The sequence below is a fragment of the Psychrobacter sp. NG25 genome, from assembly GCF_015234355.1.
In the GTDB taxonomy this organism is placed as follows: Bacteria; Pseudomonadota; Gammaproteobacteria; order Pseudomonadales; family Moraxellaceae; genus Psychrobacter.
The window spans coordinates 573,712-599,462 of sequence record NZ_JADGMV010000001.1 but is presented as its reverse complement, the minus strand read 5'-3'; the positions used below and the strand labels follow the sequence as shown (position 1 = coordinate 599,462).

The following is a 25,751-nucleotide window of genomic DNA, read 5'->3' as shown; positions in this document are numbered from 1 at the left end:
AATAACTAAAAACCCCATTATAGACGCCTCAGCACAGACTGACAAAGCAAACTTTACATAGTGATACTTTAAGCATGTGGCACGTTTCTTTTATTTTTTATTGAGAATAAGTTAAAGGCGATAGATATGTGCCACGCATAAAAAAACCACCGCCGTAGCGATGGTTTTCTATCAGTTAACAAGCTAGAGCTAGTTAGTCCAGTACTTTCACAGTACGGCGCTTTTGCTCTTCTTCAACTTTTTTATTAACGATATATTGCTGAGTCATACTAAATAAGTTGTTCACAGTCCAGTATAGAACCAGACCCGCTGGGAAGAACAGCATGAATGCAGTAAAGATAATCGGTAAGAACTTCATAACCTTTGCTTGCATTGGATCAGCTGGTTGCGGATTAAGCTGTTGCTGAATAAACATGGATGCGCCCATTAGTAGCGGCAAAATAAACCATGGATCCATCGATGACAAATCTTGAATCCATAAGATCCAAGGAGCGTGGCGCAGCTCAACACTTTCGACCAGCACCCAATATAACGCCAAGAAGATCGGCATTTGCATCAGAATAGGCAAACAACCCGCCATTGGATTGACTTTCTCTTCTTTATAAATGGCCATCATCTCTTGCGACATCTTCATACGATCGTCGCCATGCTCTTCTTTGAGCGCTTTGAGTTTCGGTCCGATAGCTCGCATTTTTGCCATTGAGTAATAGCTCTTGTTAGAGAACCACATCAAGGCAATTTTAACTAAAACCGTCAATAGAATAATTGACCAACCCCAGTTACCGATGATTTTGTGAATACCATCCAAGATAGCAAACAAGATCTTAGATATTGGCCATAACAGACCATAATCGACCGTTTTGTTGAGTCCTACCGAAACTTCTTTGAGTTCAGACTGTACTTTTGGACCAGCATATAACGTGGCATTCAACGTCAACTGCTTGTTTGGTGCTACATTAATAGGCTGACTATTAAAACCAATAAAGTAATCATCACCCGTTTCACGGCTGAAAAAGTTACCCGTAAAGTTTTCAGGCGTCCATGCAGATACAAAGTAATGCTGCACGATGCCAACCCAACCTTTATCACTGGTCGTCGTCAACTCGCCATCACTAAAGTCACCAAACTTCAGCTTATTATAAGGATCGTCTGGAGTACCCCAAGCGCCGCCCAAATAAGTAGCCATACTTAATGCGCCTTTGTCAGACGTACCAGGGTCTTTACTGTCATCACGCTTTAGCTGCGCAAACATCTGACCTTGCCAAGCATTGGTAGAGGTGTTTTGAATTTGATAGCTAATATCAATCGGATACTTACTTTCAGTAAAGGTGAAGGTCTTGGTAATTGTCACGCCATCTTTTTTGTAAGTTAGCGGTACAGACAGTGTTTGCTGCCCTTCTTCCATTACATAATTATTGGCAGTATGACTGTAATTGGCACGACCTTCTGCCGTATCAATACCATCTTGACCAATTAGACCTGACTGAGCCACGTATACACGATTGCTATTATTTTCTAGCAATACGAAAGGCTTATTGCTATCGAGCTTCGCGTTATATTGCTTAAGAGCAGCATAAACAATATCGCCGCCTTCTGGATTGATTTTTATATCATAGCGATCGGTCGTAACCGTGATTAGACCTGTGTCTTTAGCAGGAGTAGGGGTCGCAGTCACTGTGCCGCTATCGACAGGTTGTGTCTGTGCCGGAATATCACCTGCTGCACCGGTCGAAGATGGAATGTCAGCACCCACTGAAGTGGTCGTTTCTGGCAGCACATCTACCGCTGGTGCATCGGCATAATCATCTCGCCATGCCAAAATCAGCAGATAAGCGGTGATTAGCATCGCAATGATGATCATCACCCGAAATATCTTTTGCATAAACCTTTCCTAGATTAAAAAATTAGGGAATGAAAAATTAGGGCATGTGTCATGACTGTACAGCACGGCTGTTCTCATGTTCAACAACAGTATTGCGAGCCATTTACATAAAATGTGCATTATTTTACTAAAAATTAGCCTTAAATGATACCAAGAGTGTGGATAACTTGTGGGTAACTTCTTGGTCTCTATATGAAAGCAGAACGACACTCACTTTGATTCTAACGTCATCAAATGATTAAGACGTGGAACATAGCTTTTGCTATCTCGATAAACACCCAGTCCTTGAACATTTATATTATGAGGTAAGCAAGCAGAAGATACATAACTATATTGATAAGAGGCTAAAGGTAGCGGCACGAAATCAATACCATGTCCACCTAAAGGGTGACATCTACTGATACGTTTTAAGAGTAGCCAACTGCCAGATCGGACACCATGCCACATCAAGGCATGTTTGCCATAATTAGAACAAGTTGGATAATATCTGCAACGAGCAGGTATCATTGGGCTAACTATTTTTTGATAAAGAATAATTAATTTAAATAAAAATATATAAATAATTTTTTTATTTAAATTTATAAAAAAATTCATTTTATTTTATTTCTATTTTTTTAAAAATATTATTTATTTGATTTTTTAATTCTTTTTTATCTATATCTTTTATTGATTTCTTAACAATAAACACAATATCTTTATTTTCTATTTTAAAAGCCTTTGATCGAAACTGTTCACGTATTTGTCGTTTGATTAAATTTCGAGCGACTGCAGTAGGTACTTTTCGCTTTGTAATAGCCATACCAACTCTCGGTTTATCATGAGTATTGGTACGTATAAAGGCCATCAAATGGCTCTGATGAATCTTACGTTCAGGCGCATCAAACACCTCGCGAAAAGCCGCTGGGGTTAGCAGGCGCTGCTCTTTAGTAAAATTGGCAGCAGGTGTAGCTGAAACAGTATGTGGCATATTAAGACCTAGTATAAGAGCTAATAGCAAGATTAGAAATAATAGTAAAATATAAAGACAAAAAAAGCGCCTATGTGGGCGCTTTTAATATATGGCTAAGTGTCAGTTGTGATGATTGACTATCGCAATCTATGCATAATAGAGACACAACAAGCACAATTAGCCATGCTTATCGCAATCTACTGATTATACAGTAAGGCGATGACGTCCTTTAGCGCGGCGACGAGCTAAGACCTGGCGGCCTTTTTTAGTTGCCATACGAGCACGGAAACCGTGAGTACGTTTACGCTTGATCACGCTTGGTTGGAATGTACGTTTCATAACTCACCTATCAAAATAATGGACTAAATTCGTAATAACGGAGGATTATACCACCAGATATTGTCTTGGTCAATGAACTAATTTAATCCATGTTTGTACAAGTAGAAATCACTATTGTCAAATAGCAAGTTTTTAGTAGCTGTTTTCTGATAAGTAGAAATATACCGCGTTAATTTAACTGATCAGTAAACCTAGTTTTTGAAACGAATATTAAAAAGTTATCCACAGTTTCTGTCGAACTCTATAATAATTAATTACTAATATATATAAGTATTGTTGTTATTGGGAGCCCTATTATCTGTGGTTAACTACATTTTTCCTTTTATAATCAAAATACTAGGCTATGGGTAATCTTGTGGATAACCTGTGGGTTAAATATGGATAACTCAAGGTTTAAAGTTGTCCACAAAACTATCCACAGTCTTATCCCCAAAAAACGAGGTTTTATCCACAGGGTAACTGTGTTAAATTAGCACCCTACTCGACGTCTAGTTTTACTCGATCTACGGGGACTGTCTTTGGTTTAGCGATCAGACACTGTATTAGTGTTTAATAGCAATTTATACCGTTGATATATATCTATTGTTTCAAATTATAGGGTTAGTATTTTTCATGATAGACACTGCAAATATTTGGGATAAATGTTTAAACGATTTACGCTATAACGTAAAAGACAATGTATTTACTATGTGGTTGAGACCTTTATCAGCCCATCAAGAGGCTCAAACCCTTATCATACTTGCTCCTAACGATTATTTTGTCACTTATATTAAAAAAAACCATTTGCAAGATATCCAGCAATTGGTTGCTAAGCATAGCCAAGGAAGTATTGAAGAGGTTATCGTACGTGTTGATAATGTGGGTCGTGATACCGATGATAACCAACCACAGTCAGGGTCTTTATTTGCAGAAGATAAGCCCTCCCCTCCCCCAGTGGAACATAATTTTGAAACGATCCATCATAATAATGCGAAAGCAGATATTGATGCCAACATGCGTCATGCAGAACTAGTAGATTCTGCTGATGCTAAATCACTTAGCTATCTCAATCCTGAGTTTACTTTTGAGACATTCGTGACGGGCAAATCTAATAACCTTGCTTACAAAGCCTGTTATGAGCTTGGTAAGCGCCAGTCGAAAAATCGCCACAATCCTCTGTTTATATATGGACCTTCTGGTTTGGGAAAAACGCATTTAATGCATTCTGTAGCACACCGCTATTTAAAAAATAATCAAAGTTTTTACTATTTCACTTCTGAAAAATTTATTAATCAATTAGTTTATTCATTAAGAAATAATAAAATAGAAGATTTTAAAAAGAAAATTAAAAAAGTAGATTTATTAATTGTAGATGATATTCATGTATTAGCAGGAAAGACCAAAAGTAGTAATGAGTTTTTGACGTTGTTTGCAGATTTTACTAGCGGTGACAAACAACTTATTTTGGCCTCTGATCGTCATCCATCACAAATGACTGAGTTTGACGAGCGCTTTAGATCAAGATTCTCTTGGGGTTTGACCGTAGCAGTTGATCCACCTGAGATTGATACTCGTGTTCAAATTTTGCAGAAAAAAGCAGCATCATATGGAATGGTGTTACCTAAAGAATGCGCACTATTTATCGCACAAAATGTGGTGTCGAATGTTAGGCGATTAGAAGGTGCGCTAAATCAAGTGTTTGCAAATGCGAATTTAACAGGTGCACAGATAACGCTTGAAATGGTGCAATATGCGCTAAAAGATATCGTAGCGATGCGTGTACAAGCCGTTAATATGGATAATATTCGCAAAGTAGTCGCTGAATACTATGATGTAACTATCAAAGATATGATGGGTCGTAAGCGCACACGTAGTATTGCTAGACCTCGTCAAATTGCGATGGCATTATCACGTGAATTGACGGGGGATAGTTTTCCTGAAATTGGTCAGTCATTTGGTGGACGTGATCACACAACAGTGATGCATGCCTGTGATAAGGTCAATGAACTGCGAGCCGCAGACCCCGCATTCGATAAGGATTACAAGACTCTAGCGTTGATGCTCCAAGCGGGTTAGCAGGTCAAAGTATCACTATATTTTAGTAGTATGATATGGTTTATAATATTGACAATATAAGCACACAGATAGCTAATGGATTATAGTCCGTAGACAAGGTATTATTAGGCCTGAGCCATTGTTCTGAATTGATAAAAATACAGTCATTTAAATAAGAGTAACTAAGCATGCAATTATCGATTAATCGAGAGTCGTTACTGAAAGCCATTAACTTGATCGCCAAGGCTGCTGATAAACGCCATAATATGGTTATTTTGGGCAATATTAAGCTACAGCTATCTGAATCAGCGCTTATTTTAACTGCCTCTGATTTGGAAGTAGAGCTGACGTCGACGTTGAAATTGCCTGCAGGTGCTTGTGTTGAAGCTGGGACAACAACTTTACCTGCGACGAAGCTGAAAGATATTTGCAAATCATTACCAGCACAAGCACAAGTTAATCTGGCAACTCAAGCGAATGAACGTTGCCTACTCACTAGCGGTAAGAGTCGTTTTACCTTAGGTACATTGCCTGCCGAAGACTATCCAAGCTTGGGTAATCCAGAAAACATCACACCATTAATCATCAGCCGTAGCCGCCTTACTGATTTGATCCACAAAACTCAGTTTGCGATGGCGATTCAGGATGTGCGTTACTATCTAACCGGCATGTTATTTGATGTATCACAGCAGCAGCTAACCACGGTTGCAACTGATGGACATAGATTGGCTTTAGCGCGTAGTGTCATCGATGTGAGTGCTGATTTGAATATGCAGGCTATCTTGCCACGCAAAGCTGTCATTGAGCTTGAGCGTTTGGCTTCTGAGCTTGGCAAAATGCTTGGTGATAAAGATAATCCCGTTACCTTAAGTTTTGGTCGTGAGTTTCTGCAAGTGAGCTTACCGTTCGGTGATGTTGATAGTGCAGGGCAGGTGAGTGATAATTTAATGGTCACTTTTACGGCACGCCTGATCGATGGTAAGTTCCCAGATTATCGCCGTGTCATGCCAAGTAATACGGATAAACTCGCTCTGTTTAACCAAGAAAAAATGACTGATGTATTGCGTCGTGTCGCAATTTTGAGTAATGAAAAATCTCGTGGTGTGGTATTTAACTTTGCCAGCGATGGAATGGTAGAGGTACGTGCTAATAATGCTGAGCAAGACGAAGCGGTGGAAATGATACAAGCTAAGTATCAAGGCGAGCCAATGGAACTGTCATTTAACGCAGCTTATTTACAAGACGTATTGGGCGTTATCCAAGGTGATTTGCAAATGCATATGAGCCAATCAAACGCCTCCGTGTTGGTCAATCAGCTGAATGATGAATTCCATCAGTATGTCATTATGCCAATGCGAATATAGTGATATTCGTTTTACAAAAGCGGCAGAGTTGGGTATTTGAGCTGTATTTAAGTGCAAACTTACTCTTAGAGTAGGTTTGCACCTTTAAGTTTTAGTCTTCTTTATCTATAAATTAGCCAGCTTTTGTTTACTTTCACATGCTATTTTAATAGGCGGCTATCGGTATCATGATTGAACGTCTGCAAATATCACACCTTCGTAACCTAACACAAGTCAATCTACAGTCTGCTGCGTGTAACGTCATTATCGGCGCGAACGGTAGTGGAAAAACATCCTTACTTGAAGCCATATTTTTGCTGTCCAGAGGCAAAAGTTTCCGGCATCACCAGCCCAAGCGCTATATTCAACATCATCAAAATATGGTCACTGTACATGCTAAGCTTAATGATAGCAGTACCTTAGCTATCCAAAAGCAAGCTGATGCTACAACGCTCTTGCGTCTTAATCAGGCTACTGTCTACAACCAAAGCATCTTAACTGAGCAACTGCCAACACTACTGATAGATCCATCAACAATGGATATGTTAGAGCAGGGTAGTGCCAGCCGTAGACAGCTATTGGATTGGCTAGTGTTTCACATGAAACAAGGCTTTCATCCACAATGGGTAGCCTATCAACGATTACTAAAACAGCGCAATAGTTTACTAAAGAAATCACGGCATTTGACCCAAGTTCAGCTTGCTGAGCTGAAGTCATGGGATAAAGGATTGAGTAGCCATGCAGCACTCATTCATCATTACCGCGAGCGGATATTTACCGAATGGCAGCCTTATTTTGCTGAGAGTATTGAGCAATTACTGCCATCTTATGCCGAACAATTGAGCTTAAGCTACAATGCTGGCTATGATACAAGTATTGCGCTAGATGTGCAGCTTAACGAGCGACTAGAGCAGGATCTGCAGCTAGGATACACTCGCATCGGTAACCACAGAGCTGATGTTCATGTGCATTGGCATTCTGATGATTCAGTAGAGATGAATAATGAGTCTGCAAGCACAGCGCTAAAAAACGATGTTAGTACTAAATTGCCGACTCTAAAAGAGCAAGCGGCTAATGTATTGTCTCGTGGGGAAAAGAAGCTGTTAATCACGGCATTAAGGCTGTCTCAGTTACCACTATTGCTCAATGCTGAACAGGATATTGATTCACAGAGAGACGGCTTTAATACTAGAGTCACGCCAGTCGTATTGCTAGACGATATAACGGCAGAGCTTGATGGTAGGGCAATAGAGATTTTATTATCGACTTTATCGCAGTTGCCCTGTCAGGTATTTATGAGCAGTTTGACTGATGATATCGTGCCAATGATCCAAGATTTATGGTCCAATCCTAATATGTTTCATGTGAAACAAGGCAATATCCAACCTCTTTAATAACTTCCTCATACTGTCTATTTCATCCTGATTTACAACCTCATAAATCCTCTATACCTACCATTATTTTCCTATAATACCGTTTATTTTTTGAGAGCCACTCATACTAAGAAAACTGTCAGTAAACAGTGACTTAGAAGCAAAAAAATGCTAAAATTAGGCTTTATTTTTATCCTGTTTTCAGCAAGTTGTTTAATAGCGTTATGTAGATATTTTTTATTATCTATAGGTTTCTAAGTGTTTGATAAGTATGTGTTTAATTGATTCTGCTAGCTTTAATAATGTTTAAAAAAAAGAAGCTGATTGTGAAGTTATAAAGCACTGACTTGGTATTCTCTGAGTCAATATCATCTCTGACGAAATTTTGGTTAATTATGTTTTAGCCAATGATGCGTATCGAAGATTTTTACTACAACAGTTGAGTCTAAAATAACGTTATGAGGCATCATCGTAGTGGTGAGTCCATAGCAAACGGCTGATTATGGCTAGATTAAGGAAGACACATGAGTGATTCATTACCTACCGACCACGAGCAACTGACATCAGATAGTATTGCTGCAACGACGGTGCCAGCTGTGGCGCCTGGAGTATTACCCTCTGATTATAGCTCTAAAGATATTCGCGTATTACGTGGGCTAGAAGCGGTACGTGTACGTCCTGGTATGTATATCGGTGATACCGATGATGGTACAGGCCTCCACCACATGGTCTTTGAGGTAGTGGATAACTCTATTGACGAAGCGCTTGCAGGCCACTGTGATCAGATTGACATCATTATCCATGAAGACGAATCTGTCAGTGTGATGGACAATGGTCGCGGTGTGCCTGTCGATATCCATCCAGAAGAGGGTGTATCTGCAGCACAGGTCATTATGACGGTACTGCATGCTGGTGGTAAGTTCGATGACAATAGCTATAAGGTGTCAGGTGGCTTGCATGGCGTAGGCATCTCAGTGGTCAATGCCTTATCTAAAAAGCTTGAGATGAATATCTGGCGAGAAGGCTATCATTACAATCAGACTTATACTGATGGCGTACCAGATAGCGATATTCAACAGATGGAAGCGACGAATCAAACAGGTACGCAAATCCGTTTTTATCCTAGCAGTGATGTATTTACCGGTACTATTTTTGAATATGACATCTTAGCAAAACGCTTACGTGAGCTATCGTTTTTGAACTCTGGTGTGCGTATTGTATTGACTGATGAGCGCATTGATAAGCGTCATGAGTTTGAACATAAAGGTGGGTTGCTAGAGTTCGTTAGTTATATCAATGCTGGCAAAGACGGTGTCAACGAAGTCTTCCATTTTACCAGTCAACAAGACGACGGTATCAGTGTTGAAGTCGCACTTCAGTGGACAGATACTTATAACGAAAAAGTACTGTGTTTCACCAACAACATCCCTCAAAAAGATGGTGGTACGCATCTATCAGGTTTTCGCTCAGCTTTGACGCGCTGCCTGAATAGCTATATGGATCGTGAAAATTTATTCAAAAAAGAAAAAGTCGCTGCAACGGGTGATGATGCCCGTGAAGGTCTAACTGCTATCGTCTCTGTAAAAGTACCAGATCCAAAATTCTCGAGTCAGACCAAAGATAAGCTCGTATCAAGCGAAGTAAAATCAGCTGTTGAATCAGCAATGCATGATAAGTTTAATGACTATCTACTAGAAAACCCGAGTGCTGGTAAAGCGATTGCGAGTAAGATAATCGATGCGGCACGTGCGCGTGATGCAGCTCGTAAAGCGCGTGAGATGACGCGTCGCAAGACAACTTTGGATATCGCAGGCTTGCCAGGTAAGTTGGCTGATTGCCAAGAAAAAGATCCAGTATTATCAGAGCTATATATTGTGGAGGGTGACTCTGCAGGTGGTTCAGCCAAACAGGGTCGTAGTCGTAAGACTCAAGCTATTTTGCCGTTAAAAGGTAAAATTTTGAACGTTGAGCGTGCTCGTTTTGATAAAATGCTATCGTCTGCTGAAGTGGGTAACCTGATTACGGCACTTGGCTGTGGCATTGGCCCTGATGAATATAACCCTGACAAAGTACGCTATCATAAAATCATCATCATGACCGATGCTGATGTTGATGGATCACACATTCGTACGTTGCTGTTGACTTTCTTCTTCCGTCAAACGCCTGAATTAATCGAACGTGGTTATGTTTATATCGCTCAGCCGCCGCTATACAAAGTCAAAAAAGGTCGTCAAGAGCTGTACCTAAAAGACGATGAAGCACTTAAAGCGTATCTACTGTCATCAACAATTGACAATACTAAGCTGCATATCAGTGCTGATGCGCCTGCGATCACTGGTCAAGCGCTTGAGACACTACTGAATGACTATAACCAAACGCAGCTAATCAAAGCCCGTTTGCAGATTCGTTTCCCAGCGGTACTTTTGGATGCGTTGACGCATACACCAAAGCTGACTACGGATATGACTAACGATAAGTCTGCTATGCAAGCATGGAAAGACGCCATGCAAACGCAGCTAGACCATTTCGGTAGTGATCTAAGTCCTGAGATTGAACTGATCAATATCCATGCACCGCAGCCAAAAAATATGGATGCGGCAGCGGCTGATTTATTGGGTATGAAGCCAGAAGTAGTTGCTGAAGAAACTATCGATGGTGAAGCGTTATCTACCAAAGCGCAGTGGTTACCACGTATCACGGTCTATGTGCATCAATTGGCTCATCATTATCTACTGGATGCGAGTTTCATCAGTTCAGGTGAATACAGCAAGCTGTTGCGCTTATCCGCTGAATGGAACACGTTGCTTGAAAGTGATGCCTTTATCCGCCGTGAAGCAACAGCGGGTACCACTAAAGATATCCCAGTACGTGACTTCGATTATCTCTGGCAGCAAATGATGGTTGATGCACGTCGTGGCCTAGCAATCCAGCGCTATAAAGGGCTAGGGGAGATGAACGCTGATCAGCTTTGGGACACAACGATGGATCCTGAAAACCGTCGTATGCTACGTGTCACTATCGAAGATGCTATCGCCGCTGACCATATGTTTACGTGCCTAATGGGCGATCATGTTGAGCCGCGCCGTATCTTCATCGAAGAGAATGCACTGACAGTGTCAAACCTAGATATCTAAGTCTCAGACTATCATTAATGATATATAAAACACCGCTTCGATACTCGAAGCGGTGTTTTCGTTTCACGTGGAACAAAAAACTGACTATTTTACGAGAAAAATAAAATGATTGAAGTCATATTACTCGCTATTGCATTAGCAATGGATGCATTCGCTGTGGCCATTGGATTGGGTGCTAAGTCACAAAAACAGAGTAAGTCTTATTTACTGCGATTGGCTATGTATGCTGCCTTATATTTTGGCATTGCACAGGGCGTGATGCCACTTATAGGTTACTTGTTAGGTGCAGCATTATTAGGTTGGTTGGCAGCAGCTGCACCTTGGATTGGTGGTTTTATTCTGATCGCTCTCGGTGGAAAGATGCTTTACGAAGTATTTACTGCGGATGAAGAAGATGCTGTGGATAGTGCGCTTCACACAAAGGGTAACGCTATAAATGCTGATAGTGAGGCAATGTCAGTTATTCATAACGGTCATAAAACTATCAATCACCGCACCTTATTTACGCTCGCCATTGCGACAAGTATTGATGCGATGGCAGCAGGATTTACACTCAATCTGTTAGAGCTAAATGCGTGGCTAGCCTGTTTAATCATCGCGTTAATCACTGCTGGATTTAGCTTGTTTGGTGTTTATTTAGGCTGGCGATCTGGCACATGGCTAGAGGATAAAGCAGAAGCGCTAGGTGGATTGGTGCTTATATTGATTGGGCTAAAGGTAATGTTTTTTAGTTAATAGCAATCCCAAAAAATACGATTAGCGGTGTTAAACTTGTTTAGTCTACTATGCGTAGTACTTGCACTCATTTTCCTTGCTACTCTAATTTTTGTGAATGGTATAACAAGTCGTTTTTTTAATTTAATACTTCCAATAAAAAGCACCGCCCTAAACTTTAGAGCGGTGCTTTTTTGTTTCACGTGAAACTTAAATAGATAAACTTCTAACAGCTACTCTTCGTCAGTGTTAAAGCGCCATGCCAATACACGGGTGCTCTTTTGACCTTGACTCATCTCGATAATACGCATTTGGGCGACATCAAGTTGCTTTAATAGTAGCTGTAATGGTTTTACGTTTTCAGACTTTGAGACTAAGGTCGTAAACCAACCAACATGCTCTGCAAAATCTTGGCTCTCTTTTGCCATTTTGGTCAAAAAGGCAATCTCGCCACCTTCACTCCATAGCTCTTTATGCTGACCACCGAAGTTTAGATTTTGTGCAGCGTTCCCAGTCTTCGTCGAACTACGGCTTATTTGCTCGTTTTCATTTTTGCCGCGATGTCTTTGCAAGTTATGTTGCTTGCGGCTGTTGGATTCCATCGCTTCCTCTAATGAGGCATGGAATGGAGGGTTACAGACCACCACATCAAAGTAGTCCTGGCGACCAATGATGCCTGCGAACATATGCTTAGGATTGGTTTGCAGTTTGACTTTTACCGCACCTTTTAGCTTTGGATTGGCATCACAAATAAGCGCAGCAGTATTGACCGAAATTGGATCAATATCGCTGGCGGTAAAGCGCCAACCGTAGCTCTGGCTACCAATAATTGGATAGATAGCACTGGCACCCGTTCCAATATCTAAAGCGTGAATTTCTTTACCTGTCGGCGGTGTGTTATCTGCATTCACATGGGTGGTCTGCGCAAGCAAGTCCGCAATATAGTGGATATAATCAGCGCGTCCTGGGATAGGTGGGCACAAATAGCCTTCTGGAATGTCCCAAAACTTCACGCCATAATAATGGGCCAGTAGCGCCTGATTCAGCACACGTACGGCTTGGTGATCCGAGAAGTTAATCGTCGGCTCGCCTTTAGGGTTGGTAATAGTATGCTTGGCAAGCTCAGGCAACGCGCGAGTCAATACTGCAAAATCATAACGACCCTGATGCGGGTTGCGCGGATGTAGCTGACCGAGTTTTTTGGCGGTCGCCGGTGATCTGTTTCTGTGTGTACTATTTGCTGGAATACGGGTCATAGTGTGTGGCTTTGATGTTTGAATATAATCAACCATTTTAGCAGATTTCACGAGTAACGAATGTCTTATCGACTACGTAAAATCAGATTTAATCCCAATACTATCATCGCTGTACCCAATACGCGATCGATCCAATGCTCAAAACGCTGAAAGCGGCGATGAATCGCAGGGATGGAAAGGAGCATCACGACCGTACTAAACCATGCCATCTGTAAGACCATCATCCATACGCCATAAATGGCTAACTGCCATAGCGGTATATCAGGTGATAACACGAGTGTGAATATTGCGACGAAATATATGGGTGCTTTTGGATTGAACACATTACAAAAAAAGCCACGGCGCATAGTGGCAAAGGTGGATTCGCTATTACTAGGTAACTTTTTGGTAGAGATATCTTTAGCTGGGGGTGTGGTTTGGCTAGTAAGCGCATCCTGTGAAACGTGAGCGCTTGAACTTACTTCTGAGTCTGCTGCATTTGTTAAGTTGGCTAAATCTGATGGCTTTTTAGGCTTGGCTTGGATGCCTTGCCAACCGAGATAAATCAGATAACCACCACCCAACCATTTGATAGTAGTCAATAGCGGCTGCGAATGTGCGATGACTGTCGCCAGTCCCAACACCGAATAGATAATATGTACGGCAAGGCCCAAGGTAATACCGAGACTACAGATCAAACCTGTGCGTCGACCTTTCGCCAATGTCTGCTGTGATACCAAGACAAAATCAGGCCCCGGGGAGGCTGCAGCCAGTAAGTGGACTGTAGTAATCAGCAAAAAACCGTGCCAAAATTCCATAAAGTGCTCTGAGTAATGTCTATATTTTCCTCATGGTTACACTTAACGTGAATGGGGTCAACTGATATTGATATGAGCTTTATTCGTAGCAGTTCTACTGCTTGTGTTATCGCGCGAGGGTGTCTATATTAAAAGTGGGTTTATCGACAAATTTCTATGAATCCATTACGGCATTCTTATCTTCATTTACAAGACTTGTATTGGTCAGAACTATATTGAAGATAGCCGATTGCTGCGACTGATGATATATCAAGGCTATCGATGCGCAACTACATAACCACCCACTACATAACAATGATTATTTCAACAAGGACAGCACCATGACTACGGACAGCAACGCCACAGAAAACCGCATCACTTATAACACGCAAGGCCATGTTTGCCTTGTCGGGCTAAATCGCGCCAATAAACGCAACGCCTTTGACAGTCATATGATTGTTCAGCTGTCTGATGCGATGACACGCTACGAGCAAGACGACAACTTACGCTGTGCGCTGATATTTGCGCATGGTGATCACTTTACCGCTGGGCTGGATTTGGTCGAGCTGCAAGACAAGCTAAACGATGGTGTTTTTGAGTTTGATGGTAACCAAATCGACCCGTGGGGTATCGGTGGAAAACTGCGTACCAAACCTGTGGTCGTAGCGGTCAAAGGCACTTGCTTTACGGTAGCTATCGAGCTGATGCTAAATAGTGATGTGGTCATTGCTAGTGACAACTGCAACTTTGCACAAATGGAAGTCCAGCGCGGTATCATGCCGTTTGGCGGTGCGACGGTGCGTTTTGTCGCGGCAGCAGGTTGGCAAAAAGCCATGCCGTATCTACTCACGGGTAAGGCGTTCGATGCGCAAACGGCTGATAGACTGAATTTGGTCAGCGAAGTGGTGGCAAATGGGACTGAATACGAGCGTGCATTGACGCTGGCACAAGAGATCTGTAAAGCTGCGCCTTTGGGTGTGAGAGGGGCATTGTCTTCAGCGCAAGATGCCAGTCGTAATGGTGCCGCGACTGCATTGGCCAATATTCATAGTTATCTGCCGCCGCTGTTTCATTCAGAAGATGCGAAAGAGGGCGTGATGGCGATGGTTGAGAGACGTGAGGCTGAGTTTAAGGGGTGTTAGGCTTAATCAATGTGAACCAAGCTTTCAGTATTTTGAACGTTGTTACTTTATAGTCATAGCGAAAATTTTGTTAAAAGGATGCTTCAGTGCAACAAATTATCGTAAAGGATGGTGATTATAATTGCCCACCCCAAGTCACTAAACAAGATTGGATAGGGATACTGTCGGATGACAGTTTTATGTCTAACAACTACAAATTTGCACTGAGTATCTTTTATTTAGAACCAGAACATAAAGCTACCTGTAAGTATTTGGCTGAGAAATATCATACTCATCCTACTTCAATAAGTGGGTTTATTACTCAGTTTAGTGCTCGCTTGCAAGGTAAGTTAGATCGCTTTGAGATAATCAGGGAGGATGGATCGCCAAATTGGTGGCTAGTTACTATGACAGGTGAAAAAATAACTGGTGGTTTGTTTGAGTGGCGTTTACGTGATGAGCTTATAGAGGCTATTTTTGAACTAAATTATGTTCAAAAAAGTATGCTTCACATTAACGATATAGAGGCATTAATCAAATATGTTAATAATGATATTTATGACTTTGCAACACGCTTTGTGAAAATAAGACAGCATTTAGCTGATCTGAAACGTCCGAATAGCGCAAAGCAATTTTTCACTTATGAGAGTAAGGATAGGGATTGGGCAGTCAACGTTGGTGGTTCTGATGAAGTGCAATATCGTATCTATTTACGAGATGGTGTAGTTGGTTATGGACTAGGGTTTAACACTCGTTACGTAGAAAGTGAACGAAGACCTAATTTTGAATATATAAAACCTTATATGGAAGCTTTCATATCTTTAAGAGAGAGCGATGAGATAACTAAGCTTGAGGATAGAGGGTTCAGTCTAGATAATAATATTACAGACATAAATGATTTTGAGAAAGGAAAGTATTATTTATACGGTCGTCAGATAAAAATGAACAGTAAATATCTTTCTTTGATTGACTACTACAGCATCATTAATGACCTCAAAGGAGGTTTGTTTGAAGTTTATAAAAAGGTTTATGAGTTGACCAATAAGTTAAGAGTGAACAGTGATGAAGTTGCACAAGATATCCAGAAACCTACAATCCATCCATTAGTCAAAGAAATTAGCGAGTTATTACTAGCCAACAAAAACATTGTTCTTACAGGTGCACCCGGAACAGGCAAAACCTATTTAGCTAAAACGTTGGCTGAGGAATGGGGCGCAGAATATGAACTTATTCAGTTTCATCCATCTTATGACTATACCGACTTTGTAGAAGGCTTACGACCTATTCAAAATGAAAATGGAGAAGTTGGTTTTGAGCTACGAGATGGTAGTTTTAAGAAATTTTGTAAAAGAGCACTCAAAAATCAAGCCAATCAAGAACTCGATAATTTTGATCAAGCTTATGCGAGTTTTATAGAGGATGTTGCTGAAGAAGGGTTGGAGCTTAAGACACGTGTTCAGGGTAATCCTTTTCGAATAACGATAAATAAGAAAGGTGATTGTGTTGCTATACCTGACACAATCAAACAAACACCGATGATAGTTACTAAAAGCTATATTCAAACTTATTTTGAAACTGGCAAAGTAATAGATTGGAAGCCTTACTTAATACCAGTTTGTAATTATATCAAAGAAAAATATGCCTTGAGAATGTCCGATACGAGCGATAAAAATAAAAAATTTATTATTATTTTGGATGAGATTAATCGTGCTGAAATCTCTAAAGTATTGGGTGAGCTTTTCTTCTCTATTGACCCTGGCTATCGAGGAGAGAGTGGTAGAGTCACTACTCAATATGCTAATTTGCAAACGGACGAAGATGTATTCAAAGAAGGTTTTTATATACCAGATAACGTCTATATCATCGGCACTATGAATGACATCGACCGCAGTGTTGAGTCTTTTGATTTTGCTATGCGCCGCCGTTTTGCATGGAAAGAAATCAAATCAGCAGATCGACTATCTATGTGGGAAGGTCAAATTGATGATTGGGCAGAGGAAGCTGAACAGCGCCTAATGGATTTAAACAAGGCTATCGAATCTGTGCAAGGGTTGAATTCGGCTTATCATGTTGGCCCATCTTACTTCCTAAAGCTTGCCAACTATGATGGCGACTTTGATAAGTTATGGACATATCATTTAGAGTCGCTACTTTTTGAATATCTGCGTGGTTATCCCGATGCTGAGCAACAGATTCAAGGGTTAAAAGATGCTTATAATCTACAGTTAGGGTTTGATGATGATCGTAACGACGGATAATTCTTCATTAATTTTAGACGCTAATGTTTCGAATGTTAATAAAGTTATAGATGATTTATCACTACTCGCTAGTAAAAGTATTGGCGAGCTAGTGACCGCACACCCCAATTTATTGATTTTCGCTGCTCATTTTGAAGATAACGAAGACGATATTGCCAGTAAGCCAATTTTTGAATTAAAGGTTAATGAGTCTCAGACCATTTTAGAGACAGGCAACGTCATGGGCTTTATTGGTGTGAGAGATACACAGTTAAAAATCCAGTCCCGTTTTGCTCGGGCTTCTGTTGTCGATAGTGATGCCCAAGCCAATCAAGAAGAGGTTATTGAAGAAGATTATTTTCTACATTATATGCTGCAAAAAGTATTGTGTATTAACCTGTTTGACTTAAAGCACAGTCGAAATCAAACCAATTTATTTGATTTTTTGGTATATCTATTTCCTTATTTTCTTAAAAGAGCACTCTCACAAGGCCTGTATAAAGAGTATCAAAAGCAAAGCTATAACGACAGTAGCCTCAAAGGGGCTATCGACATCAAAGCCCATATATGCAAAAACTTGCCGTTTCGAGGCAACGTTGCCTACAGTGTGCGCGAGCATAGTTTTGATAACCCAATCTCCCAGCTTATTCGTCATGCCATAGAGCTTATCAAACAAAAACCTAACATGAGGGATGTGCTGCATAGCGACAGCGAAACACTTGATTTCGTCAATCTGATTGTCCAACATACTCCGTCATATCATGTACGCGACCGACATACTATTATCAATACTAACCGTAAGCCTTTTGTACATCCTTACTTTACGGAATACAGTGGCCTGCAAAAAATCTGTCTGCAAATCTTACGTTATGAAGGTCTAAAATACGCTCACAACGACGATAAGGCTCACGGCATTTTGTTTGATGGAGCGTGGTTATGGGAGGAGTACCTCAACACGCTACTACGTCCTATTGGATATGACCATCCCACTAACAATACCCGACAAGGTGGTATCAAGGTGTATGCTCAAAAGCTTTCAGGTAATAACGTGCGTCGTTATCCTGATTTTGTGAAAGACAATCGTATTATTTTAGACGCGAAATATAAGCGTATGAAAGATAATAAAATCGATAGAGATGACCTTAATCAAGTCCTGTCATACTTGTTTTTATATAAAGCGAATATTGGAGGTTATATTGCTCCTACAGAAGAGGATAACTTGGTGCTAAATATGGGATTGCTTAATGGTTTTGGTGGCAGTATCCACAAGTTTAAGCTATCCATTCCCCAACATGTTGCAAGTTATCCAGAGTTTAAACAGCTTATTGCTATGAATGAGACAAAGCTAATTGAATCTATTAAAGAACTATCTTTTAAGCAAAGTATCGATGAATCTTTTTCAACTGTCTAAAGTTAGTTATCATTCAATAGTCGCCTTGAAACGCGGTTTAGCCCTGACAGTAGCGGCTATCCTGCTTGAATAGACGTGTTGCGAAGGCTAGGTTTTGGGGCAGTCTCGTCACCAAACAGGAATGACCCAAACCGTTGCCGCGCCACGCCTAGATAAGCAGATAATAGCGGATGGCAGGATTGGCTCCCACTTCATAATAACTTTGATAACCATGAAATCTAACGCAGCACTTCAAAATACCATCAAGAAAATCAAACATACCAACCAAAAAAACCTCGCAATCGCGAGGTTTTTGATTTTATCTAGTATGACTGACTACACCAGCGTCAGTGTTGACCACTCAACTATAATTATTTAGCTTTTTGGTAGTAATCAACCATCATCGTACCTAGCGTGCCATTGTCATCGATAGTGACGATTCTGACCGTACCTGATTGTGCTGCGGTACTTGATTGTACTTGTCCGGCACTACCTAAGACGACTTGGTTATTTTTAGCTGCTTTTGCCTCGTTACCGATAGCGATGCTATTCATGCCAGCTGCCATAGATTTATTACCGACCGCGACCGAATTTGCACCTTGTGCTGCTGCCGCTTCACCGACTGCCGTAGCACGAACGCCACTAGCGTCAGCTAAATGACCGAACGCTTGTGCGCGCTCGCTTGTGGCTTTGGATTTCCAGCCGATAGACGTTGAACCTAGACCAGCAGCATTGGCTTCGCCGCCGACAGCCGTTGCTGAGTTCAGACCTGCATTGGCTTTATTACCGACGGCGACTGTATCGTTAGTACCACCAGCCATGGCTGCTTCACCAACTGCGGTAGAGCGTACACCGCTAGCATTGGCTAGATGACCGAACGCTTGCGCGCGTTCAGCGGTTGCTTTTGATTGCCAACCGATAGACGTTGAGCCTAGACCTGCTGCATTGGCTTGACCGCCTACAGCCGTTGCTGAATTCAGACCTGCATTGGCCTGACTACCGATAGCGACGGTATCATTAGTGCCGCTAGTCGTGGCAGCGTTGCCAAGCGTGATGGCAGTACTGCTAGTCGCAGTTGCAGTGGTTGGAGCATCTGACATTTTATGCTCAGCGCCTGTTGCCATCGTCGAGCATGCCGTGGTTGCGGCGATAGCTAAAGTAAGGATACCAACTTTGAGTGTTGTACTTTTAAGTGCTACGTTTGATAGAAAGTCCATTTTCATTATGCATCGTCCTGTAAAAAAGCCATAGAGACTTTAGGGTGGGGTTATAGGTGACTTGGAATCATCAGGTTGATAGTATTAGTATACTGTGATGACCTGAGTTCCAATCGGTACGTAAAATTAACTATACGAATTTCACATTAACTTATAATGACAATTCAATCAATAAATGCTTTATACCCTTTATATGCTCAAAGAGTGGTCAAGCGGAGAATAGATATTTATGCTCTAAAGGCACGCTAAAAAGGCATGCTAACTATTCGTCTATTGATACAAATACAATAAAGTATATCGGTAACGTAGTACATATACGACACTGTATTTTTTATACCCAAAACCATTATTTTTATAATTAAGAAGAAGTCCAATGCAATACAACTTTGATGAGATAATCGACAGGCGTGATACAGGGTCACTTAAATGGCATTATACCGATGACACGATTCCGTTATGGGTCGCAGACATGGACTTTAAAGCCGCCCAGCCCATTTTAGATGCCGTTGAGCAAGTCGTGCAGCACGGCATATTGGGTTATACCAAACCCACCGATGCCTTATATGACTCAATCATTAAATGGCATGGCAGTCGCTATGATTTGCAGCTTACTAAGCAAAATATTTTATTCTCTCCCGGTGTTGTACCAAGCTTAGCGCTAATGATGAATGTCTTTACCGAAGTAGGCGAAGCAGTATTGGTGAACGATCCTATTTATACACCCTTTATGAGCAAAGTTGAGCAAAATGGCCGTAAGCTCGTGCTCTCTGCATTAAAGGAAGTCGAGGGCAAGTATCATCTAGACTTGGCCGATATCGAAGCCAAAATTATCGAGCATAATGTTAAGCTTTATTTATTGTGCAATCCGCATAATCCTGGCGGGCGAGTGTGGACGACTGATGAGCTTGAAGCATTACTTTCTGTTTGTAAAAAGCATAACGTAGCGATTGTCAGTGATGAAATCCATCAAGACTTGACCTTAACGGGTCACACATTTATACCGTTTCTAACGCTAGCAAAAGGCTACGAGCACAATGTTGTAAGCCTGACATCAATGACCAAAACCTTTAACATTGCAGGTATCAAAGGCTCTATGATATTTGCAACAGATGAGGCATTGGTCAAAAAAATTAGCCAGCAGCAGCACTTAAATGACGAGTATGAGTTGAATTTATTTGCTTATACGGCCATGCGTGTGGCTTATGAGCAAGGCGCTGAGTGGTTGGTGCAGGCGCTGAGCTATATCGAAGCCAATATTGATTTAACGGTGCAGTTTTTAGAAGAGCATTTGCCTAAGATTAAGGTCATGCGCCCAGAAGCCTCATACTTAATCTGGGTGGATTGCTCGGCATATGCTGAAGATGATCACGTGCTTTATAACACCCTTCGAGCTGCCAAGGTTGAGTTGAGTGCGGGATTCAAATATGGTGATGAAGGGCATCTTAAAATGCGTATTAACGTCGCATGTCCTAGAGCGTTATTGCTAGAAGGGTTAAATCGTATGCATGCGGCGTTAGGTGATGATGTTAAACCCTGAGTGATAGCGTCAAGCTTTTATAAAGTGGCCATATAACAAAAAATCTAGATAACAAAAAAGGCTGGACTATCAAGGTAGTCCAGCCTTTTGACTGCTTTAAAACAACGTTAATGGTAATTTTTATTAGTAATAATTAATCATCATTTTTCGCGTTCTCAGCATTTTCAGTATCCTCACGCATTTGCTCCCACTCTTCATGTTGATGCATAACCGAGCCTTCGAGCGATTCTGAGGTTTTGCCTACTTCCCACGGTGCATTGTCAGGTAGCTCTTCGATATGGATGGTTTTTAGACCGTAATCAGGCTGATAAGCCAGATCATATCGAGCGGCTTTAATCACAGATATCATCATCATAGACAGGATAACAATGAGCGGTGCACCGGCGATAATAGAAGCCGTCTGTAAGGTTTGCAGATCTCCTAAAAACATCAAAATGGCGGGTAATAAGCACAAAGTAAATGCCCAAAATAGGCGATTCCAACGATGTGGCTCGTCATCTACTTCTACCTGTACGACAGATGCCAAGATATAAGATATCGAGTCAAAGGTTGTGGCGGTAAAGATAACGGCCAAAAAGGTAAACACAGCGATGACTAAATAAGACATCGGCAAGCTGTTTAGTATCGCAAAGATGGCAGCCGTTGGAGATTCATTATTGAGTACTGCAACCACATCGACCGTACCTGTCAGCTGTAGATACAAACCATAGTTGCCTAAGATAATCATAAACATGGCACAGCCAAGCGAGCCATAGAACATAGACCCCAAGACCATATTGCGTATGGTACGTCCTCTAGATATTTTGGCAATAAACAGACCGATAGTTGGTGCAAATACTAGCCACCATGCCCAATAGAAAACCGTCCAATCTTGTGGAAAGGTCGTGTGCTCAAAGCCGAACTCTGGGAAGTCTTTAAAGGGTTCGATATAGGTCATCATACGCGGCATTTCGGTGAGAGAACGCCCTAGCGCTTCTAAGCCTGTATTCAAAATAAAGACGGTTGGCCCGACAATCAAAATAAATAATAAGAAGGCGACCGCTAAGTAAAAGTTAATGTTGGAGAGTTTTTGAATACCGCCTTTTAACCCTTGATAGGCACTGTACGCAAAAATCATGGTGGTCACTAACAACACGACAATCTGCATCGTGGTATTACGTGGCAAACCAAACAGGTTGTGTAAGCCTTCATTGATAAGCGGAGAGGCCAGACCTAGAGTCGTCGCGCCACCACCAACCATACCGAAGACAAATAGTACATCAAGCATCTTGGCCCAGTTACTGCCAGCCAGCTTTTCACCCAACAATGGCATGAGCGTTTGGCTAACTTTGAGTATGGGTGTCTGACGCACATAGTAAAAATAAGCGATAGGCACAGCAGGTACTAAGTAGATAGACCAAGCGACAGGACCCCAGTGAAAGATACCGTAGGTGGTTGCCCAGCGAATAGCATCAGGTGAGCCGCCCGGTAGATTAAAAGGAGGGCCTTGATAATAATAAGCCCACTCAATCAGCCCCCAATACAGGATGCTGGCACCAATACCGCCACAAAACAACATGGACGCCCAAGAAGAATCTGAAAACTCAGGAGTTTCTTCTGGGCGGCCTAGTTTGATCTTACCGATGTCAGATATTACGATGTAAATGACAAACATCATGGCGAGAACACCGAACGCTAGATAAGCGAAGCCAAAGTTATCAACCACAAAGCTACGTGCTATTCCTACCCAAGCTTTGCCTTGTTCGGGGAATAGTATCAAAGGTATGGCGATACTGAAAAGGATGGCCAATACCATAAAAAACGTGAATTTGTCGATACGGGTATCAGGTACGTGGTCGGGTCGCCATTGTGGTACTGACATCCCGACATCGAAGGTGCCTAGATGTGGAGGTTTGTGGTGCTTTGATCGTGCTTTTACATAATCTGGAAGGTATTCTTTTGAAGATTTACTCGTGCCCTTAGCTGGTTTCTGACGATTTTGCTCGTTATCAAAGTTACTCATTTTATTGTCTCTTTATATTGCTCTTTGTATTTGACATTACTGTCTATCACTTATTCAGTTTTTAAGACTAGAACTCCTTTTTCTCGTGGTTGATATATTTCCTACAAATAATGTTTGGATATTCTAAAGTACTAATTAATTTTCCAAGACTACTCACTAGATAGCCTTCATCTTGATTACTACTATGTGTATCATATTTTATGGTAATGGTCAGCATGGTAGATATAAGCCTACCTTCTATGAGCATAACCACTACGACCATAACCACTATGAGCATAATCACTATGAGCATAGTAGCGGTAAATACATGGTTTTGTTTGTTTAGTTGCAATACCCCCGTAATGAACTGGTTTTGGTTTTCTTTATTATTTACTTTAGGTCGGGTTGTTTTCGAGCACTTACCTTCTAAAAATTCAAATATTTATGCATAACTGTTAATAATCGAACATCTAATAGCCAATAGAGGGCGTAAACTTGTTAAAATAGGGCACCAATTTATCTATTGATGGACATCGATTTATGACCATAACTGCTGCCACTCCTACCATTAAAGAAGACCGCATCTTAATCCTCGATTTTGGCTCGCAATATAGCCAGCTAATCGCCCGCCGTGTGCGCGATTCTGGGGTGTTTTGTGAGATGTTCCCTTATGACATCGACGCTCAGCGCATCATCGATTTTGGCGCAAAAGGTGTCATCCTATCGGGCGGCCCTGAGAGCGTGCATGCTGAAAACAGCCCACGTATCAACGATGCTGTATTCGATTTGGGCGTACCAGTATTGGGTATTTGCTACGGTATGCAAGCGATGGCAGATCGTTTCGGCGGGCAGGTTCATGCCAGTGATATCCATGAGTTTGGCGCAGCGACGATCAACATCAATGGCACGTCTACCTTGATCGATGGTATCGAAGACGCGGCTGGCACGCTCAATGTCTGGATGAGTCATGGCGATAAAGTGATTGAAGCACCTAAAGGCTTCGATATCGTTGCTAGTACGCCAAGCTGTCCGATTGCGATTATGGCCAATGATGACAAGCAATATTACGGTCTACAGTTCCATCCAGAAGTGACGCATACCTTACAAGGTCAGGCGTTGCTAGGTCGTTTCGTCCATGAAATATGTGAGTGTGCAGGCGATTGGACACCAGACAACATCGCTGAGATGCGTATCGCACAATTAAAAGAGCAAATCGGTAACAAGCAAGTATTGCTAGGTCTGTCAGGCGGTGTTGATAGCTCAGTGGTAGCAGCGTTACTGCACAAAGCCATTGGCGATCAGCTGACCTGCGTATTTGTAGACAACGGCTTACTTCGTTTGAACGAAGGCGACCAAGTGATGCAAATATTTGCAGAAAACATGGGCGTACAAGTGATCCGTGTTGATGCAGAAGACTTATTCTTAAATGCACTAGCTGGCGAGTCTGATCCAGAGAAAAAACGTAAAATCATTGGTAAAACGTTCATCGATGTATTCGCTAATAGCGCGCGTCAAGTGAGCGAGCAGAGTGATGGTAAAGTGGTTGAGTTCTTGGCACAGGGTACGATTTATCCAGACGTTATCGAATCTGCTAAGTCGCATCAAGGCAAAGCGCATGTGATTAAGAGCCATCATAATGTAGGTGGTTTGCCAGACGATTTGGCATTTAAGCTGATTGAGCCATTACGCGATTTGTTCAAAGACGAAGTGCGTAAGCTTGGTATTACCTTGGGCCTACCAGCAAAAATGATCTATCGTCACCCGTTCCCAGGTCCAGGTTTGGGCGTGCGTATCCTTGGTGAAGTCAAAAAAGAATATGCTGATATTCTGCGTTTGGCAGATGCAATTTTTATGCAAGAGCTTGAGCGTTCAGGCTGGTATGACAAGACGGCACAAGCATTTGCGGTATTCCAACCAATCAAATCTGTCGGCGTGGTCGGCGATGGCCGCCGCTATGCATGGGTAATCGCGCTACGTGCAGTTGAGACCGTAGACTTTATGACGGCTCGCTTTGCGCATCTGCCGTATGATTTGATCGAGACCGTATCGAACCGTATCATGAATGAAATCGCTGAAGTATCACGCGTGACTTATGATGTTTCGAGCAAGCCGCCTGCAACGATTGAGTGGGAATAACATCAAACTAAAAATCTGATTAGCGTCGTCAAACTCGTTCAGCCTACTTGATGTAGTGCTATCACTCGTTTTCCTCGCTACTCAGATTTTTTGAATTGATATACAGCTTGTCGTAAATAAAAAAGCACTCAACTTAGTTGGGTGCTTTTTTTGCCTAAAAATATCTGGAGCTAATCTCGCTTTCCGCTACTATCTTGTCTGCCCACTAGAGCCGCGACTAAAGCCCGCTGTGTTTCTGCTACGCGATACCACAGCGAGCTAAGTCGCTGCAATCTAGTGATCAAACAAGGATAACCGCTGCAATCAAGGCTAAAAAGCTCTACAAGTCGTAG

General features: G+C 41.7%; 18 protein-coding genes. 10 read left to right on the top strand and 8 right to left on the bottom strand.

Annotated elements, in window-relative coordinates; genetic code table 11:
* Positions 1 to 193: 193 nt before the first annotated feature.
* The 4 genes from yidC to rpmH form a co-directional block, all read right to left on the bottom strand.
* Positions 194 to 1,882 (bottom strand): membrane protein insertase YidC, encoded by a 1,689-nt coding sequence (gene yidC / locus IPZ60_RS02490; protein WP_194196271.1) that lies wholly within the window; start codon positions 1,880 to 1,882, stop codon positions 194 to 196.
* Positions 1,883 to 2,092: 210 nt separating this feature from the next.
* Positions 2,093 to 2,476 (bottom strand): membrane protein insertion efficiency factor YidD, encoded by a 384-nt coding sequence (gene yidD, locus IPZ60_RS02485; RefSeq protein ID WP_194196270.1) that lies wholly within the window; start codon positions 2,474 to 2,476, stop codon positions 2,093 to 2,095.
* A 1-nt stretch (position 2,477) separates the two neighbouring features.
* Positions 2,478 to 2,849, bottom strand: a complete 372-nt coding sequence (gene rnpA / locus IPZ60_RS02480) for a ribonuclease P protein component (RefSeq protein WP_194196269.1) — start codon at positions 2,847 to 2,849, stop codon at positions 2,478 to 2,480.
* A 186-nt stretch (positions 2,850 to 3,035) separates the two neighbouring features.
* Entirely contained in the window at positions 3,036 to 3,170 is a 135-nt protein-coding gene (gene rpmH, locus IPZ60_RS02475) for a 50S ribosomal protein L34 (protein WP_007394757.1), read from the bottom strand.
* 612 nt (positions 3,171 to 3,782) lie between these two features.
* Between rpmH and dnaA the strand changes: the two genes are divergently transcribed.
* The 5 genes from dnaA to IPZ60_RS02450 all read left to right on the top strand — a co-directional run bounded on the left by dnaA (position 3,783) and on the right by IPZ60_RS02450 (position 11,789).
* On the top strand, positions 3,783 to 5,225 hold the full coding sequence (dnaA, locus tag IPZ60_RS02470) for a chromosomal replication initiator protein DnaA (protein WP_194196268.1): 1,443 nt from the start codon (positions 3,783 to 3,785) through the stop codon (positions 5,223 to 5,225).
* A gap of 167 nt (positions 5,226 to 5,392) precedes the next feature.
* Positions 5,393 to 6,568 (top strand): DNA polymerase III subunit beta, encoded by a 1,176-nt coding sequence (gene dnaN / locus IPZ60_RS02465; RefSeq protein ID WP_194196267.1) that lies wholly within the window; start codon positions 5,393 to 5,395, stop codon positions 6,566 to 6,568.
* 167 nt (positions 6,569 to 6,735) lie between these two features.
* Positions 6,736 to 7,941 carry a DNA replication/repair protein RecF gene (locus IPZ60_RS02460; protein ID WP_194196266.1) on the top strand — a complete coding sequence of 402 codons (1,206 nt, stop codon included), beginning with the start codon at positions 6,736 to 6,738 and terminating at the stop codon, positions 7,939 to 7,941.
* Between the two features lie 503 nt (positions 7,942 to 8,444).
* A complete protein-coding gene (gyrB, locus tag IPZ60_RS02455) occupies positions 8,445 to 11,054 on the top strand; it encodes a DNA topoisomerase (ATP-hydrolyzing) subunit B (RefSeq protein WP_227669178.1) in 2,610 nt (869 codons plus the stop codon).
* Between the two features lie 105 nt (positions 11,055 to 11,159).
* Positions 11,160 to 11,789 (top strand): manganese efflux pump MntP family protein, encoded by a 630-nt coding sequence (locus tag IPZ60_RS02450; protein WP_194196265.1) that lies wholly within the window; start codon positions 11,160 to 11,162, stop codon positions 11,787 to 11,789.
* 212 nt (positions 11,790 to 12,001) lie between these two features.
* On the opposite strand, the gene rlmF is transcribed toward IPZ60_RS02450, so the two are convergent.
* Positions 12,002 to 13,060: a 23S rRNA (adenine(1618)-N(6))-methyltransferase RlmF gene (gene rlmF / locus IPZ60_RS02445; RefSeq protein WP_194196363.1), complete on the bottom strand. Its 1,059-nt coding sequence runs from the start codon at positions 13,058 to 13,060 to the stop codon at positions 12,002 to 12,004.
* A 29-nt stretch (positions 13,061 to 13,089) separates the two neighbouring features.
* The gene (locus IPZ60_RS02440; RefSeq protein WP_194196264.1) at positions 13,090 to 13,821 is read right to left on the bottom strand and encodes a LysE family translocator; all 732 of its coding nucleotides are present in this window, start codon (positions 13,819 to 13,821) and stop codon (positions 13,090 to 13,092) included.
* Between the two features lie 320 nt (positions 13,822 to 14,141).
* On the opposite strand from IPZ60_RS02440, the gene IPZ60_RS02435 reads away from it, so the two are divergent.
* From IPZ60_RS02435 to IPZ60_RS02425, 3 genes are all read left to right on the top strand, one after another.
* Complete coding sequence (locus tag IPZ60_RS02435; RefSeq protein ID WP_194196263.1) at positions 14,142 to 14,942, top strand: crotonase/enoyl-CoA hydratase family protein; 801 nt, start codon at positions 14,142 to 14,144, stop codon at positions 14,940 to 14,942.
* Positions 14,943 to 15,028: 86 nt separating this feature from the next.
* Complete coding sequence (locus IPZ60_RS14310; protein ID WP_194196262.1) at positions 15,029 to 17,179, top strand: McrB family protein; 2,151 nt, start codon at positions 15,029 to 15,031, stop codon at positions 17,177 to 17,179.
* On the top strand, positions 17,157 to 18,569 hold the full coding sequence (locus IPZ60_RS02425) for an McrC family protein (protein ID WP_194196261.1): 1,413 nt from the start codon (positions 17,157 to 17,159) through the stop codon (positions 18,567 to 18,569). Before IPZ60_RS14310 ends, IPZ60_RS02425 begins: the two co-directional genes overlap by 23 nt.
* Before the next feature lie 350 nt (positions 18,570 to 18,919).
* Here IPZ60_RS02425 and IPZ60_RS02420 read toward each other — a convergent pair whose 3' ends face one another.
* Positions 18,920 to 19,771: a hypothetical protein gene (locus tag IPZ60_RS02420; protein WP_227669177.1), complete on the bottom strand. Its 852-nt coding sequence runs from the start codon at positions 19,769 to 19,771 to the stop codon at positions 18,920 to 18,922.
* A 367-nt stretch (positions 19,772 to 20,138) separates the two neighbouring features.
* On the opposite strand from IPZ60_RS02420, the gene IPZ60_RS02415 reads away from it, so the two are divergent.
* On the top strand, positions 20,139 to 21,302 hold the full coding sequence (locus IPZ60_RS02415) for a MalY/PatB family protein (protein ID WP_194196260.1): 1,164 nt from the start codon (positions 20,139 to 20,141) through the stop codon (positions 21,300 to 21,302).
* Positions 21,303 to 21,435: 133 nt separating this feature from the next.
* Here the strand turns inward: IPZ60_RS02415 and IPZ60_RS02410 are convergent, their stop codons facing one another.
* A complete protein-coding gene (locus IPZ60_RS02410; protein WP_265087424.1) occupies positions 21,436 to 23,304 on the bottom strand; it encodes a BCCT family transporter in 1,869 nt (622 codons plus the stop codon).
* A 519-nt stretch (positions 23,305 to 23,823) separates the two neighbouring features.
* Between IPZ60_RS02410 and guaA the strand changes: the two genes are divergently transcribed.
* Entirely contained in the window at positions 23,824 to 25,419 is a 1,596-nt protein-coding gene (gene guaA / locus IPZ60_RS02405) for a glutamine-hydrolyzing GMP synthase (protein ID WP_194196259.1), read from the top strand.
* Positions 25,420 to 25,751: the final 332 nt, after the last annotated feature.

Coding starts and splice junctions, on each gene's coding strand:
- yidC (WP_194196271.1), bottom strand. CDS start 1,882: ATGCAAAAGATATTTCGGGTGATGATCATCATTGCGATGCTAATCACC.
- yidD (WP_194196270.1), bottom strand. CDS start 2,476: ATGAATTTTTTTATAAATTTAAATAAAAAAATTATTTATATATTTTTA.
- rnpA (WP_194196269.1), bottom strand. CDS start 2,849: ATGCCACATACTGTTTCAGCTACACCTGCTGCCAATTTTACTAAAGAG.
- rpmH (WP_007394757.1), bottom strand. CDS start 3,170: ATGAAACGTACATTCCAACCAAGCGTGATCAAGCGTAAACGTACTCAC.
- dnaA (WP_194196268.1), top strand. CDS start 3,783: ATGATAGACACTGCAAATATTTGGGATAAATGTTTAAACGATTTACGC.
- dnaN (WP_194196267.1), top strand. CDS start 5,393: ATGCAATTATCGATTAATCGAGAGTCGTTACTGAAAGCCATTAACTTG.
- IPZ60_RS02460 (WP_194196266.1), top strand. CDS start 6,736: ATGATTGAACGTCTGCAAATATCACACCTTCGTAACCTAACACAAGTC.
- gyrB (WP_227669178.1), top strand. CDS start 8,445: ATGAGTGATTCATTACCTACCGACCACGAGCAACTGACATCAGATAGT.
- IPZ60_RS02450 (WP_194196265.1), top strand. CDS start 11,160: ATGATTGAAGTCATATTACTCGCTATTGCATTAGCAATGGATGCATTC.
- rlmF (WP_194196363.1), bottom strand. CDS start 13,060: ATGGTTGATTATATTCAAACATCAAAGCCACACACTATGACCCGTATT.
- IPZ60_RS02440 (WP_194196264.1), bottom strand. CDS start 13,821: ATGGAATTTTGGCACGGTTTTTTGCTGATTACTACAGTCCACTTACTG.
- IPZ60_RS02435 (WP_194196263.1), top strand. CDS start 14,142: ATGACTACGGACAGCAACGCCACAGAAAACCGCATCACTTATAACACG.
- IPZ60_RS02425 (WP_194196261.1), top strand. CDS start 17,157: ATGATGATCGTAACGACGGATAATTCTTCATTAATTTTAGACGCTAAT.
- IPZ60_RS02420 (WP_227669177.1), bottom strand. CDS start 19,771: ATGAAAATGGACTTTCTATCAAACGTAGCACTTAAAAGTACAACACTC.
- IPZ60_RS02415 (WP_194196260.1), top strand. CDS start 20,139: ATGCAATACAACTTTGATGAGATAATCGACAGGCGTGATACAGGGTCA.
- IPZ60_RS02410 (WP_265087424.1), bottom strand. CDS start 23,304: ATGAGTAACTTTGATAACGAGCAAAATCGTCAGAAACCAGCTAAGGGC.
- guaA (WP_194196259.1), top strand. CDS start 23,824: ATGACCATAACTGCTGCCACTCCTACCATTAAAGAAGACCGCATCTTA.